The following is a 14338-nucleotide window of genomic DNA, read 5'->3' on the forward strand; positions in this document are numbered from 1 at the left end:
GTGCAATGAGCCAGACCGTCAGGACGCGGCCCGAGGGCAGTACGCAGGCCCTGAGTGAGGCGTACGACACGGCGCTGCTCGACCTCGACGGGGTGGTGTACGCGGGGGGAAACGCGATCGCTCATGCCGTTGAGTCGCTCGGCACGGCCCGCGCGGGCGGGATGCACCTCGCATACGTTACGAACAACGCGCTGCGGACGCCCGACGCCGTGGCCGATCACCTCACGGAACTGGGGATACCGACCGGGCCCTCCGACGTCATCACGTCGGCGCAGGCCGTCGCCCGGCTGATCAGCGAGCAGGTGCCCGCGGGCGCGCGTGTGCTGGTGATCGGTGGCGAGGGACTGCGGGTGGCGCTGCGGGAGCGCGGGCTGGAGCCGGTCGATTCGGCCGAGGACGACCCGGCGGCCGTCGTACAGGGCTACGGCGGTCCCGAGCTGCCCTGGGGACGTTTCGCGGAGGCGTCCTACGCCATCGCGCGCGGGGTGCCGTGGTTCGCGTCCAACACCGATCTGACGATTCCGAGTGCGCGTGGGATCGCTCCGGGCAACGGGGCGGCGGTGGAGGTCGTACGGATAGCGACCGGCGCCGAGCCGCAGGTGGCGGGCAAGCCGCTGCCCCCGATGCACCGCGAGACGATTCTGCGCACCGGCGCCGAGCGGCCGCTGGTGGTCGGGGACCGGCTGGACACGGACATCGAGGGCGCGTTCAACGGCGAGGTGGACTCGCTGCTCGTCCTGACCGGCGTGACCGACGGCGCCCAGCTCCTGGCGGCGCCGCCGCGGCACCGGCCGACGTATGTCGACGCGGACCTGCGCGGACTGCTGACCGGGCAGCCGGAGGTCGTCGAGGCCGGCGACGGGTTTCGCTGCGGTGGCTGGACCGCGACAGCCGGAAGTGAACGGCTGGAGCTCGCGGGCGAGGGAGAGGCCATGGACGGGCTGCGGGCGCTGTGCGCGGCGGCCTGGACGGCTGCGGGCGAGGGCTCGTGCGAGCTGGACGGGGGGAAGGCGCTGGCGCGGCTGGGGCTTTGAGGCCGCCGTGAGCGCGTGGAAGAGGACACGGCTCCCGGGGGAGAGCTCCAGTCGCACGGGCGCGACGCCGGCAGGCGGCTTCACCGGGTCCGGCGCGGAGGGACTCCACGGATGCGGCGTGGTCCGGCGGGATCGAGTTCCGCAGCGAGGGTAGGCTAACCTAACCCCCGTGTTGGTCGACAGTCCCCCCGAACAGCGCGCGGAGACCGCCCCCGCGCCCCCAACCCGCCGGGCGATACGTGCCGTTGGGCTCCTTGTGTCCGTTGTGATCCTGGTGCTCGTCGCCCTGGCGAGCATCGCGATCGGCGCGAAAGAGCTGCCCCTGGACCAGGTCTGGCACGGCCTGTTCCACGACTCGGGGACGTATGCCGACGTCGTGGTCGGTGAGCGGCGGTCGCGCACCGTTCTCGGACTGCTCGTCGGCGCCGCGCTCGGGCTCTCCGGAGCCGTCCTCCAGGCGCTCACCCGCAATCCGCTGGCCGACCCGGGACTGCTCGGGATCAACGCGGGTGCGTCCGCGGCCGTCGTCACCGCCATCACCTATTTCGGCGTCACGACGCTGAGCGGCTATGTGTGGTTCGCCTTCTTCGGAGCCGCCGCGGTGGGGGCCCTGGTGTGGTTCCTCGGTGGCAGCCGGGGCGCCACCCCCGTGCGGCTCGCCCTCGCGGGCACCGCGATCAGCGCCGCGCTCTACGGCTACCTCCAGGCCGTGATGATCATGGATGACGCCGCGCTCGGCAAGATGCGCTTCTGGACGGTCGGTTCGCTGGCCTCGGCGACGGACTCGATGATCATGCAGGTCCTGCCGTTCCTGGTGATCGGCACGGTCCTCGCGCTGGCCCTCGCCCGGCCGCTGAACGCCATGGCCATGGGCGACGACACCGCCCGTGCGCTCGGCGCCAACCTCAACCGCACCCGTGCCCTGTCCATGGCCGCCGCCACCGTCCTGTGCGGCGCCGCGACCGCCGCCTGCGGGCCGATCGTCTTCGTCGGGCTGATGGTCCCGCACGTCGTACGGTCCTTCACCGGGCCCGACCTGCGCTGGATCCTGCCGTACGCGACCGTCCTGTCGCCCGTCCTGCTGCTCGGCGCCGACGTCGTCGGGCGGATCGTGGCGCGGCCCGCGGAACTCCAGGTCGGCATCGTCACCGCGATCATCGGCGGCCCGGTCTTCATCTATCTCGTACGACGGCGGAGGACGGCTCAGCTGTGAAGACCACCCGTAAGCCGGCGCTGCCCACGCGGACCGTGCGCACGCCCGGCGGTCTGTCCCTACGGCTCGACGTCCGCGCCGTCACCGTCGTCGTCCTGCTCCTGGTCGCCGCGCTCGCCGCGAGTGTCGTGCTGATCGGCACCGGCGACTTCCCGATTCCGGCCGCCGACGTCCTGAGGACGCTGGTCGGCAACGGCAACGCCGGCCAGGAGTTCATCGTCAACGAGCTGCGGCTGCCGCGGGTTCTCGTCGGGCTCCTGGTCGGTGCCTCGCTCGGGCTCGGCGGCGCGCTGTTCCAGTCCATCTCCCGCAATCCGCTGGGCAGCCCGGACGTCCTCGGCGTCGGCCAGGGCTCGACGGCCGGTGCGCTCGTCATGATCGTGCTGTTCTCGGGCAGCGCCGCCCAGGTCGCCCTCGGCGCGCTCGTCGGCGGACTCGCGACCGGACTGGCCATCTATCTGCTCGCCTGGAAGCGGGGTGTGCACGGTTATCGACTGGTCCTGGTCGGTATCGGCATCTCGGCGATGGTCACGGCGGTCAACGGCTACCTGATGACCAAGGCCGACATCGTCGACGCGGCCCGTGCGGTGGTGTGGATGACCGGATCGCTCAACGGCCGTGGGTGGGAGCAGGTCTGGCCGCTGGTCTGGCTGTGCGCCGTCCTCGTACCGCTCGTCCTGGCGAACGCGCGCGGCCTGCGGATGACCGAGATGGGCGACGACGTGTCGTACGCCCTCGGAGTGCGCGTCGAGCGCGTACGGCTGCTGCTGTTGCTGTCCGCCGTGCTGCTCACCGCCGGGGCCACCGCCGCCGCCGGCCCGGTCGGCTTCGTGGCGCTCACCGCGCCGCAGCTGGCCCGGCGACTGACCCGCTCGCCGGGCCCGAACCTGATTCCCTCCATGTGCATGGGCGCGACCCTGCTGATCGTCGCGGACTGGGCCTCGCAGCGGGCCTTCGGCGCCGACCAGCTGCCGGTCGGCGTCGTGACCGGAGTGCTCGGCGGGGTCTACCTGCTGTGGCTGCTCGTCACCGAGCGCAAGGCGGGCCGGATATGAGCGGCCGAGCGAACAAGAACACCCGAAGGAGCACTGTGAACCGCCTGTCCGCCGACAACGTCACCCTCGCCTACGACCAGCGCGTCATCGCCGAGCAGCTGTCGGTGGAGATTCCCGACAACTCCTTCACGGTGATCGTCGGCCCCAACGCGTGCGGCAAGTCCACGTTGCTGCGTGCCCTTTCGCGGATGCTCAAGCCGGCCGAGGGGCGCGTCCTGCTCGACGGACAGGTCATCCAGTCGATGCCCGCGAAGAAGGTCGCGCGGACGCTCGGGCTGCTCCCGCAGTCGTCGATCGCGCCCGACGGCATCACCGTCGGCGACCTCGTGGGGCGCGGCCGCTATCCGCACCAGGGACTTCTGCGGCAGTGGTCGTCCGAGGACGAGCGGGTCGTGCGGGAGTCCATGGAGTCGACCGGGGTCGCCGAGCTGGCCGACCGCTATGTCGACGAGCTCTCCGGCGGCCAGCGCCAGCGCGTGTGGATCGCCATGGCGCTCGCGCAGCAGACGCCGCTGCTGCTGCTCGACGAGCCGACGACCTACCTCGACATCCAGCACCAGATCGACGTGCTCGACCTGTGCGCCGAACTCCACGAGGAGCAGGGCCGCACGCTCGTCGCCGTACTGCACGACCTCAACCACGCGGCCCGGTACGCCACCCATCTGATCGCCCTGCGCGACGGCCGGGCCGTCGCCGAGGGGGCGCCGAACGACATCGTCACGGCCGAGCTGGTCGAGGAGGTCTTCGGCCTGCGCTGCCAGGTCATCGACGACCCGGAGACGGGCACACCGCTGGTGGTGCCGGCGGCCCGCAGGGCGCGGGTGGCAGCCGCGGCGGCCGGACCGGCCGCGGAGGCCGCAACGGTGGCTACGGGGGGCTCCTGAGACGGACGCGGGGCTGCGGGCTGCAGAAGAGGCTCCAAAGAGGCTCCTGAGCCGGTCGCGGGGCTGCGGCGGCCACAGAAAGGCCGCTGTGGCCACCGCGGCCCGTGGCGGTCACGGAAGGCGCCGCGGCCCGTGGCGGTCACGGAAGGCGCCGCGGCCCGTGGCGGTCACGGAACACCGCACCCCGCGGCGGCCACAGCACAGACCGGCTACAGAAGACTTCTGAGCCGGAGGAGATCGCGCAGGCCCGCTTCCAGCTTCACCCGGCCGGAACCCCAGGCCTTCGCGAAGTTCAGCTCGCCGTCGACCATCGCGACCAGGTCGTCGCCGGTCATCGTGAGCCGTATCTGGGCCTTCTCGCGGGGCGGACCCTCATACGTGTCCACCACTTCGATCCGGCCGTCCTTGAGCCGGCCGGCGAAGGTGATGTCCAGGTCGGTGATACGGCAGCTCAGCGAGCGGTCCAGGGCCGCCGCGCCGCGTACTTCCCCTTCGGAGGCCGCCATGTTGTCCGAGAGCTTGTCGAGTGCCGCACGGCACTCCTCGATCGTCGCCATCGTGATCGACGGTACCCCAGTGCTTCGGGGTAGCGTCGAGGCATGAGCGACTCAGTGTCAGAGGCCGAGGTCCCGCCACAGGCGTCGGCCACAGAGCCTGCGCGGGAGGCGGCGGCACCCGAGGACGACCCGGCCGCGCCCGCGCCCCTGTACGTGGCCCGCACCTCCACCGGCAACGCCGAGGTCGACGCCCAGCTCGACCGGCTGGCCGACGCCGACCACCTCGCCACGGACGGACACGTCGAGGTGTACGAGGATGTACACCGGGGGCTGCGTGACGCGCTCACCGCGCTCGACGCCCGCCCGGGACCTCCGGCGCCCCCCACCTCGTACGACCGCAGGAGCTGAACCGAACGTGGCAGGAGTGGCACGCCGACGCCTCGACGCCGAGCTGGTCCGTCGGAAGCTGGCGCGCTCGCGCGAGCATGCCGGCCAGCTGATCGCCGCGGGCCGGGTCACCGTCGGTAAGACCCTCGCGACCAAATCCGCCACCCAGGTGGAGACCGCGGCCGCGATCCTGGTCACCCAGGACGACAGCGACCCCGACTACGTCTCGCGCGGCGGGCACAAGCTCGCCGGCGCGCTCGCCGCCTTCGTACCGCAGGGGCTGACGGTCGAGGGACGGCGGGCGCTGGACGCCGGCGCGTCCACGGGCGGCTTCACCGACGTACTGCTGCGGGCGGGGGTCGCGCACGTCGTCGCCGTCGACGTCGGTTACGGACAACTCGCGTGGTCTCTGCAGAGCGATGAACGCGTCACCGTCAAGGACCGTACGAACGTACGCGAGTTGACGTTGGAGGCGATCGATGGGGAGCCCGTGGATCTTGTTGTCGGGGATCTGTCCTTTATCCCACTGGGCCTGGTGCTGCCCGCCCTCGTGCGGTGCACGGCCCCCGGGGCCGATCTGGTGATGATGGTCAAGCCGCAGTTCGAGGTGGGGAAGGAGCGGCTGGGCAGTGGTGGTGTCGTGCGCAGCCCCGAGTTGCGCGCCGAGGCCGTGCGCGGTGTGGCCGGGCGCGCCTGGGAACTGGGCCTCGGGGTGAAGGGCGTGACGGCCAGCCCGCTGCCCGGACCCTCGGGCAATGTCGAGTACTTTCTGTGGCTGCGGGCCGGAGCAGCCGAACTGGACCCGGCCGACGTTGACCGTGCAGTGGCGGAGGGGCCGCGTTGACTCAGACCCGAGCTCGTACTGTTTTCCTGCTCGCCCACACCGGGCGGCCCGCTGCGATCCGCAGCGCCGAACTCGTCGTACAGGGGCTGCTGAGATCAGGCCTCGGTGTACGCGTCCTCGAGGCGGAGGCGGCCGACCTGCCGCTGCCGGACGAGGTGGAGCTGGTCAAGGAGGCGACTCCGCAGTGCCTCGACGGCTGTGAACTGCTCATCGTTCTCGGCGGTGACGGCACGCTGCTGCGCGGCGCCGAGTTCGCCCGCGCCTCCGGCGTGCCGATGCTCGGCGTCAACCTCGGCCGCGTCGGTTTCCTCGCGGAGGCCGAGCGCGACGATCTCGACAAGGTTGTCGACCGGGTGGTGACGAAGGCGTACGAGGTCGAGGAGCGCATGACCGTCGACGTCGTCGTGCACAAGAACGGCGACATCGTGCACACCGACTGGGCGCTCAACGAGGCCGCCGTGCAGAAGGTCTCCGCCGAGCGGCTCCTCGAAGTCGTGCTGGAGATCGACGGGCGGCCGGTGACCGGGTTCGGCTGCGATGGCATCGTCTGCGCGACCCCGACCGGGTCGACGGCGTACGCCTTCTCCGCGGGCGGACCCGTGGTGTGGCCGGAGGTCGAGGCGCTGCTCATGGTGCCGATCAGCGCGCACGCCCTGTTCGCCAAGCCGCTGGTGACCTCGCCGAACTCGGTCCTCGCGGTCGAGGTCCAGCCGGACACGCCGCACGGGGTGCTGTGGTGCGACGGGCGGCGGACGGTCGAACTGCCGCAGGGCGCGCGGGTCGAGGTGCGCCGGGGCGCCGTGCCGGTACGGCTGGCGCGGCTGCACCATGCGTCGTTCACCGACCGGCTGGTGGCCAAGTTCGCGCTGCCGGTGGCGGGGTGGCGGGGGGCGCCGCACTAAGGCCGGTCCGGCGGATCAGGCCGGCCCTGCCGTACGAGGCCTCCCGCGAGGCCTCTCACGACGCCTCTCACGAGGTCTCATGCGGCTCTCACGCGGCGCCGACGACCGTGATCGCTCGGCGCCGCATCACCGCACGTACCGGCAGTCCGGTGGCCGACAGGGTGAGCAGCAGCGTGCCCGCGCCGATCCCGGCCAGGACGGTCCACGGGACGTACGGGACCGGGGAGCCGAAGGCCGTGTCGAGGATCGGTGCGAGGGTGCCGAGGGCGATCGCGGCGCCCAGCAGCAGGGCCGTACCGGCGACCACGACCGCCTCCCAGGCCGCCATGGCGCGTATCTGGCGGGTCTGCGTGCCGATGACGCGCAGGAGGGCGATGTCACGGCGGCGCTCGAAGGAGATCATGCAGAGGGTGTTCGCGGCGGCGATCGCGGCGAACCCCGCGTACAGCGCCGTCCCCGCGTAGTCGAGCCAGACCTCGCCCGGGCTGCCCGGCGAACCCGTGCGGTGCTCGGCGGTGGTGTGCAGCGCGATCTTCGTCAGGCCGAAGCCGACGACGAGGACGAGCGGCACGACCGCGGCCGAGAAACGCCTCGGCTGGGACCGGACGTTGAGCATCGCGAGCCGGGCGCTCGGGCCGAGGCGGCCGACGAGCGCGGAGACCAGGCGGGCCGCGGGACCCACGATGCGCGGGCCCAGCAGGCCCACCCCGGCGCAGCAGAGGATGAGGACCAGGAACGCGCCCTGCCCGGCCTTCTCCGCGGGCTGGTGGGAGAGCAGGACGGAGAGGGCGCACGCGCCCGCGAGCGCCGTGAGGCCGAGCGGAGCCCGGAGGACGCCCAGGTGCCGGCGGCCGGCCGCGGCCTCGGCCAGGGCCCTGGCCGGGCGCAGCAGCGAGAAGCGCAGGGAGGACAGCAGGGCCGCGAGCGTCGAGGTCACCACCGCCACCCCCAGGCACACCGGCAGGGCGAGCCACGCGGGGTGGAAGACGACCTCCCGGGGCAGCAGACCGTGCTCCTTCATGCCCGCGCACCACGCCCGGGCCAGGAAGCCGCCCAGGAGGCATCCGAGCAGTGCGGCCGGGACCGAGGCGGCCAGTGCCTGTCCGGCGACGGCGCGGCGCACCTGGCGGGGCCTCGCGCCGATCGCGCGGACCATGGCCAGCTCGCGGTACTGCTGCGCCACGGCCGTGCCCATCGTCGAGGCGATCACGAAAATCGACATGTAGATCGAGCCGATCAGCAGGACGGCCGCCATGCCGCCGACCTCGCTCTCGGCGAGCTGTGCGCGGGCCCGTGCGGGCAGCCCGTCGGCGCTCGTCGCCAGGAGTACCGACGTGGCCGCGCTCACCACGGTCGACGCGAACAGCGCCGCGACCGCCGTCCCGGCGAAGGCGGGTCGGTGCGCACGAAGGGCCGCTCGGGCCAGGCCGGTGGTCATGGGTCCAGGCTGGCGCGACGAGTGGATCTTGCGCCATGGGGAGCGCCCCAGGGCCGACAGGGGGGCCGCGCCAGCACCGGGCTGGGGAAAACCCCACCTCCGCGGCCTTTCCGCGGGCCACCCCCGCGGGTGACACGGCTCCGGATCGTGCTCCCGCCACCTGCGCCTTCGCACCAGCGGGGCGGGGCCCGTCGCACTTCCGCTCCCTGACCTCGTAAGGTCGTGTCCGTGTTGGAGGAGATGCGGATACGGTCGCTCGGAGTCATCGACGACGCAGTCGTCGAGCTGTCGCCCGGCTTCACCGCCGTGACCGGTGAGACCGGTGCGGGCAAGACGATGGTGGTCACCAGCCTCGGGCTGCTGCTCGGCGGCCGCGCGGACCCGGCCCTCGTGCGGATCGGCGCGAAGAACGCGGTCGTGGAGGGGCGGATCACCGTACCCACGGGCGGGTCGGCGGTCGTACGGGCCGAGGAGGCGGGCGCCGAACTCGACGACGGTGCGCTGCTCATCAGCCGTACCGTTTCCGCCGAGGGGCGCTCCCGGGCGCACCTGGGCGGGCGGTCCGTGCCGGTGGGCGTGCTCGCGGAGCTCGCCGACGAACTCGTCGCCGTGCACGGGCAGACCGACCAGCAGGGGCTGCTCAAGCTGTCCCGGCAGCGGCAGGCGCTCGACCGGTACGCGGGCGACGCGGTCGCCGCGCCGCTCGCCAAGTACGCGGGGGCGTACCGGAGGCTGCGCGCGATCTCGGCGGAGCTGGAGGAGATCACCACGCGCGCGCGAGAGCGCGCCCAGGAAGCCGACATGCTGCGCTTCGGGCTCGACGAGATCGCGGCCGTCGAACCGCGCGCGGGCGAGGACGTGGAGCTGGCCGCGGAGGCCGAGCGGCTCGGCCACGCGGAGGCGCTGGCGTCGGCCGCCACGGCCGCGCATGCCGCGCTCGCGGGCAATCCGGAGGACCCCGAGGGCATCGACGCGGCGACGCTCGTCGCGGGCGCGCACCGGGCGCTGGACGCCGTACGGTCCCATGACGCGGCCCTTGGCGCGCTCGCCGGGCGGATCGGCGAGATCGGGATCCTGCTGGGCGATGTGGCGGGGGAGCTCGCGGGCTACGCCGACGACCTGGACGCCGATCCGCTGCGGCTGGCGGCCGTCGAGGAGCGCCGGGCCGCCCTCACCCAGCTGACCCGCAAGTACGGCCAGGACATCGACGGCGTGCTGGACTGGGCCGAGCAGAGCGCCGCGCGGCTCACCGAACTCGACGGCGACGACGAGCGGATCGGGGAGCTGACCGCCGAGCGGGACGCGCTGCGGACCGAACTGGGCGGGCTCGCACAGGCGTTGACGGACGCGCGGACGGAGGCCGCCGAACGGTTCGCCGCCGCCGTGACCGCGGAGCTGGCGTCGCTCGCCATGCCGCACGCGCGCGTGTCGTTCGACATCCGGCAGACCGAGGACCCGGAGGGCGCGGAGGTGGGCGGGCGCACGGTCGCCTACGGCCCGGCGGGTGTCGACGAGGTCGAACTGCTGCTGGCCCCGCACCCCGGAGCGCCGCCGCGGCCCATCGCCAAGGGGGCGTCCGGTGGTGAGCTGTCGCGGGTGATGCTCGCGGTGGAGGTCGTCTTCGCGGGCACGGATCCCGTGCCGACGTATCTGTTCGACGAGGTCGACGCGGGGGTCGGCGGCAAGGCCGCGGTCGAGATCGGCCGGCGTCTCGCCCGGCTCGCGAAGAGCGCGCAGGTCGTGGTCGTCACACACCTTCCCCAGGTGGCGGCCTTCGCCGACCGGCAGTTGCTGGTCGAGAAGACGAACGACGGGACCGTCACCCGCTCCGGCGTGAAGGTCCTGGAGGGCGAGGACCGCATCCGCGAACTCTCCCGCATGCTCGCGGGCCAGGAGGACTCCCAGACGGCCCGGGCCCACGCGGAGGAACTGCTGGCGACGGCCCGGGCGGACGGATAGCGGTCCGGGCGGACGGATAGCCGCCCGGCTGACGGCCGGGGCGGACGCCCGGGGCGGACGGATAGCGGGTCCGCGGTGACGGCCGGGGCGGACGGTTACCGGGCTGCCTGTCAGCTGGGGCGGACGGGGGAGCGGTCTGCCCGACGGCTCGGGCGGCGGACGGGTGGCGGGCCCCGGGAGGGCCCGCGGATTTCGGTCCCTAGGGTGGTTCATATGATCACACGAAGAGGCGGCTCGTTCGGGCTCGCCGCGGCGGCCACGCGCGCGGGAATCGCCGCCCTGCGCGCCAACGCGCCCGGCGGACGGGGGCGTTGGGAGCGGCAGAACTACGCCGGGCGGACCGTCGAGTTGTACGCCGGGCCCGCCGCCGTCGCCGGTGCCGCGCTCGGGGCCGGGCGGGTCCGGCCGGCCGCGGGGTTCGTGGTCCTTGCCGCCGGGGCGTGCGGTGCGTACGACGACGTCGCGGGGGCCGGGGATCCGCGGCGCGGGTTCCGGGAGCATCTCGCCGCGCTGCGGAAGGGCGAAGTCACCAGCGGTGCGGTGAAGTTGTTCGGGATCTCCGCCGCCGGGCTCGTCGCGGGGGCGCTCCTCGAGGAGCGGCTCCCGGACAAGGCGCTGGCGGGAGTCGTCATCGCCGGGACCGCGCACTTCGTCAACCTCGTGGACGTACGCCCCGGGCGGGCCGCCGGGGCCGTACTGGCCCTGGGAGCCCCCGGGTTGCTACGGCAGGGAGCCGCGGGTGAGCTGGCCGCGGCCGCCATGGGCGCAGCTGCCGCCGTCCTGCCCGACGACCTCGGCGAGCGCGCGATGATCGGCGACAGCGGGGCGCACGCCCTCGGTGCCGCGCTGGGCGCCGCGATCGTCGCGGGCAACGGACGGGCCGGACTCCTCGCCCACGCCGCCGCGTTGGTGGCCGCGACGGTGTACGGGGAGAGGGTGAGCGAGCTGGCACGCTCGATCGGCGCGCGGAAGTGAGCGTGCGCCCCTCTGAGTGGGTGCGCACCGCGTGTACGCGCCTTGGAGACCCGGCAGGGGTGGGGCCTGGCGTCCCACCCCGCGCGCAGCGCTCGCACTCGGTACGCTTCTCACTCATGTGAGTGACCGCGTCCGCCCTGAGGTGCCCGGACCACCGTCGCAGCGCGCGCCCGCCGGTCCCGCAACACCCCCGCGCCCTGGCATCCTTGACGGGAACCGGAGCACTTCGCGCGGTCCACCCCTGCCGCACGATCCTTCTGTACGTTTCTTCGTGACCGTCCGACGCCGAACCAGGAGCCCCGGCCACGTGAGCCTCGTGAGCAGCCACTCACCGCACGGCCAGTCGCCGCTGCGCACCGTGCAGGTGCTCGGCGGCGGCAGCGCGGGCAGCAGCGCGCATGTGCGATCGCTGGCCTCGGGCCTGGTCGCCCGCGGTGTGCGGGTCACCGTGTGCGCTCCCGCCGAGGCCGATCGCACCTATGACTTCGCAGGCGTCGGTGCCGAACACGTCCCCGTGCCCCGCAGCGGCGACCCCGCCTCCGTCGCCGCGCTCCGGGCCGCCTGCGCGGACGCCGACCTGGTGCACGCGCACGGACTGCACGCCTCCTTGCGCGCCGCCCTCGCGCTCAGCGGGCGCCGCACTCCGCTCGTCGTCACCTGGCACACCCGCGCGGAGGCCGAGGGCACCCGGGCCCATCTGCTGCGGCTGCTCGAACGGCGGGTCGCCAAGGCCGCCGCGGTCGTGCTCGGCACCTCCTCCGACCTGGTCGACCGGGCCCGCAGCCGGGGCGCCCGGGACGCACGGCTCGCCGCGGTCGCCCTCCCGGTGCTCCGCAAGCCCGTCGACCGGGACGACCCCGACCGGCTGCGCCCCAAGGCCCGTGCCGAACTCGGCGCCACGGGACGGCCGTTGCTCATGTCCGTCGGCTCCCTGGACCGGCAGCGCGGATACGAGGTCCTGCTCGACGCGGCGCGCGCATGGCGTCGGCTCGAACCGGTGCCGCTGCTGGTGATCGCGGGGGAGGGGCCGCTGCGTACGGTCCTGCAACGGCGGATCGAGGACGAGGAGCTGCCGGTGCGGCTCGTCGGGCGGCGCGACGACGTGGGCGAGCTGCTCGCGGCCGCCGATCTCGCCCTCCTGACCAGCAGTTGGGAGTCCCGCTCCGTCCTGGCCCAGGAGGCCCTCCACGCGCGCGTGCCACTCGTCGCGACGGCGGTCGGCGGCATCCCCGAACTGGTCGGCGACGCCGCCGAACTCGTGCCGTACGGCGATGCCGAAGCGCTCGCCGTGGCCGTCGTACGCCTGCTGGACGATCCCGGCCGCCGCGAGCTGCTCGGCGAGAAGGGCGTACGGCAGGCGGCCGGCTGGCCCACGGAGGACGAGACGGTCACCCAAGTGCTCAGTGTGTACGACGAGTTGACCCAGCCGACACCGCTCCCCTGAGCTGCCCCGATCCCTAGGGGACTAGGGGACGTGTCTGCGGGCCCGCAGCGCCAGGCTCAACGCCAGGACCGTCTGCGGGTCGTCCAGGTCCGTGCCCAGCAACTCGCCGATCCGGGCGAGGCGGTTGTAGAGCGTCTGCCGGTTGAGGTGGAGTTCGCGGGCCGTCTCCGCCTTGCGGCCCGCGTGCGCCAGATACGTCTGCAGGGTCGGCAGCAGCGGCGGTTTGGAACGGTTGTCGTGGTCGCGCAGGGGCCCGATCGCGCGGTCCACGAACGCCGCCAGGTCCGGATCGTCGCGCAGCCGCCACAGCAGCAGGTCGATGTCGAGACGCCGGGCGTCGTACCAGGGGCGGTCGGACAGCCCCTGGGCCGCCGTCGCCGTCTGCGCGGCGTGCCGCAGCCCCGCCGACGCGGCCGCCCAGCCGCCCGCGACCCCGACCACCACGACCGGCGGCTGCGCCCCCGGCCGCTGCATACCGGCCCGCTCGACACCCGCCCGCAGGGCCGCCGCGACGCGGTCCGCCACGGCCGACCGCTCGGACTCCGAGCGCAGCCCGAGCAGCAGCGGGACACGGCCCTCGACGGGACGTACGCCGAGCAGCACCGGTACCCCGATCGACGCGAGCTCCTCCGCGACCGCGCGCGCCAGCACCGCCCAGCCGCCGCCCGGGGAGAGCCCGTCGGCGAGCCGCATGACCACCGGCAGGAGCGGACCGGCGCCCGGCTTGAAGCCGAGGACCCGGGCCTGCGCGGGGGCGTCCGCGGCGTCGATACGGCCCTCCGCGAGGTCGGTGAGGAAGTCGCCGCGTCCGCGTGCCGCCAGCTCCTCCTCCTGGCGGGCCTGCATCAGGACCACGGCAAGGCTGCCCGCGGCCCGCTCGGCCGCGATCCGGTGCACCGGCGCCACCGGGTTGCCGACCGGCAGCAGGACCAGCCGGGCCCGGACCGAGCCGGCGCCAGGTCCGCCGCCGGGCACGTCCACGATCGTCGTCCCGGCCGGCGGCGCGTCCTTGTGCTGCCCGCGCAGCCCCTCCCACACCTGGAGCGGATCCGTGTCCGCGGGTCCGGCCCCGGCGGCGTACAGGAGCCGGCCGTCCGCGGTCTCCAGGAAGACGGGGTTGCCGCTGAAGTCCGCCAGGATGCGAAGCACCTGGGGCACTCCGCCGCCGCCAAGCAGGGCCTCCGTGCAGCGGCGGTGGACCTCCTCGGCACGCTGGAGCAGCGCGTAGTGGCCGTTGACGATCTCGGTGTGCACCTCCTCCGTGACCGTCACGAAGGGCACCTCCCGGTGCAGCTGGACCAGCGGGAGCCCGGCGGTCCTGGCCGTCTCCACGAGGGCCGCGGGCAGCCGGGTGAAGCGGGGGCCCAGTTCGACCACGAGGGCCGCGATACCGCGCTCGGCCAGGGTGCGGACGAACGCGCGCTGGTCGGCGGGGCGGGTGCCCAGGCCGTAGCCGGTGGTCAGGAGCAGCTCGCCGCCCTTGAGGAGCGAGGCGATGTTCGGCACCTCGCCCGCGTGCACCCAGCGCACCGTGCGGTGCAGCCGGTCGGCCCCCGCGAGCACCTCCGGCAGGCCGCTGCGCAGCCCGGGCAGCTCCAGGGCCCGCTGCACGGTGATCCCGGCGCCCTGGGTGTTCTGGCTGTCGAAACGGCTGTCGGAACGGCTGTCCATGCGGTGACGCTACCCCGACGGGCGGGCCCCGGCCG

13 protein-coding genes are annotated in these 14338 nt (G+C 73.8%); 10 read left to right on the plus strand and 3 right to left on the minus strand.

Translation table 11 applies throughout. The features are described from left to right. Nucleotides 1–5 precede the first annotated feature (5 nt). From GTY58_RS33720 to GTY58_RS33735, 4 genes are all read left to right on the plus strand, one after another. Nucleotides 6–1034, plus strand: a complete 1029-nt coding sequence (locus GTY58_RS33720; protein ID WP_010987890.1) for an HAD hydrolase-like protein — start codon at nucleotides 6–8, stop codon at nucleotides 1032–1034. A gap of 169 nt (nucleotides 1035–1203) precedes the next feature. Further along, nucleotides 1204–2247, plus strand: coding sequence for an iron chelate uptake ABC transporter family permease subunit (locus tag GTY58_RS33725; protein ID WP_010987891.1), 1044 nt, complete (start codon nucleotides 1204–1206; stop codon nucleotides 2245–2247). After that, complete coding sequence (locus GTY58_RS33730; RefSeq protein ID WP_010987892.1) at nucleotides 2244–3302, plus strand: iron chelate uptake ABC transporter family permease subunit; 1059 nt, start codon at nucleotides 2244–2246, stop codon at nucleotides 3300–3302. Before GTY58_RS33725 ends, GTY58_RS33730 begins: the two co-directional genes overlap by 4 nt. Further along, nucleotides 3299–4186 (plus strand): ABC transporter ATP-binding protein, encoded by an 888-nt coding sequence (locus GTY58_RS33735; RefSeq protein ID WP_010987893.1) that lies wholly within the window; start codon nucleotides 3299–3301, stop codon nucleotides 4184–4186. Before GTY58_RS33730 ends, GTY58_RS33735 begins: the two co-directional genes overlap by 4 nt. Before the next feature lie 209 nt (nucleotides 4187–4395). Here the strand turns inward: GTY58_RS33735 and GTY58_RS33740 are convergent, their stop codons facing one another. Further along, nucleotides 4396–4743: an SCP2 sterol-binding domain-containing protein gene (locus GTY58_RS33740; protein ID WP_010987894.1), complete on the minus strand. Its 348-nt coding sequence runs from the start codon at nucleotides 4741–4743 to the stop codon at nucleotides 4396–4398. A 42-nt stretch (nucleotides 4744–4785) separates the two neighbouring features. Here GTY58_RS33740 and GTY58_RS33745 point away from each other — a divergent pair, with 42 nt between their 5' ends. The 3 genes from GTY58_RS33745 to GTY58_RS33755 are packed head-to-tail and all read left to right on the plus strand — an operon-like array spanning nucleotide 4786 to nucleotide 6816. Next, complete coding sequence (locus tag GTY58_RS33745; protein ID WP_010987895.1) at nucleotides 4786–5091, plus strand: hypothetical protein; 306 nt, start codon at nucleotides 4786–4788, stop codon at nucleotides 5089–5091. 7 nt (nucleotides 5092–5098) lie between these two features. Beyond that, nucleotides 5099–5914, plus strand: a complete 816-nt coding sequence (locus tag GTY58_RS33750) for a TlyA family RNA methyltransferase (RefSeq protein WP_010987896.1) — start codon at nucleotides 5099–5101, stop codon at nucleotides 5912–5914. Beyond that, complete coding sequence (locus tag GTY58_RS33755) at nucleotides 5911–6816, plus strand: NAD kinase (protein WP_010987897.1); 906 nt, start codon at nucleotides 5911–5913, stop codon at nucleotides 6814–6816. Before GTY58_RS33750 ends, GTY58_RS33755 begins: the two co-directional genes overlap by 4 nt. Before the next feature lie 88 nt (nucleotides 6817–6904). On the opposite strand, the gene GTY58_RS33760 is transcribed toward GTY58_RS33755, so the two are convergent. Then, a complete protein-coding gene (locus GTY58_RS33760) occupies nucleotides 6905–8254 on the minus strand; it encodes an FtsX-like permease family protein (protein WP_107083119.1) in 1350 nt (449 codons plus the stop codon). 240 nt (nucleotides 8255–8494) lie between these two features. Between GTY58_RS33760 and recN the strand changes: the two genes are divergently transcribed. The 3 genes from recN to GTY58_RS33775 all read left to right on the plus strand — a co-directional run bounded on the left by recN (nucleotide 8495) and on the right by GTY58_RS33775 (nucleotide 12632). Continuing rightward, nucleotides 8495–10213, plus strand: a complete 1719-nt coding sequence (gene recN, locus GTY58_RS33765; RefSeq protein WP_037646353.1) for a DNA repair protein RecN — start codon at nucleotides 8495–8497, stop codon at nucleotides 10211–10213. Nucleotides 10214–10426: 213 nt separating this feature from the next. Beyond that, entirely contained in the window at nucleotides 10427–11188 is a 762-nt protein-coding gene (locus GTY58_RS33770) for a hypothetical protein (protein ID WP_037646354.1), read from the plus strand. Between the two features lie 307 nt (nucleotides 11189–11495). Continuing rightward, on the plus strand, nucleotides 11496–12632 hold the full coding sequence (locus GTY58_RS33775) for a glycosyltransferase family 4 protein (RefSeq protein WP_037646356.1): 1137 nt from the start codon (nucleotides 11496–11498) through the stop codon (nucleotides 12630–12632). Nucleotides 12633–12653: 21 nt separating this feature from the next. Here GTY58_RS33775 and GTY58_RS33780 read toward each other — a convergent pair whose 3' ends face one another. Next, complete coding sequence (locus tag GTY58_RS33780) at nucleotides 12654–14303, minus strand: PucR family transcriptional regulator (RefSeq protein WP_010987902.1); 1650 nt, start codon at nucleotides 14301–14303, stop codon at nucleotides 12654–12656. Between the last annotated feature and the right edge of the window lie 35 nt (nucleotides 14304–14338).

Origin of the sequence: Streptomyces sp. SID5469 (genome assembly GCF_009862865.1) — a bacterium.
GTDB classification, from domain to species: Bacteria; Actinomycetota; Actinomycetes; order Streptomycetales; family Streptomycetaceae; genus Streptomyces; species Streptomyces avermitilis.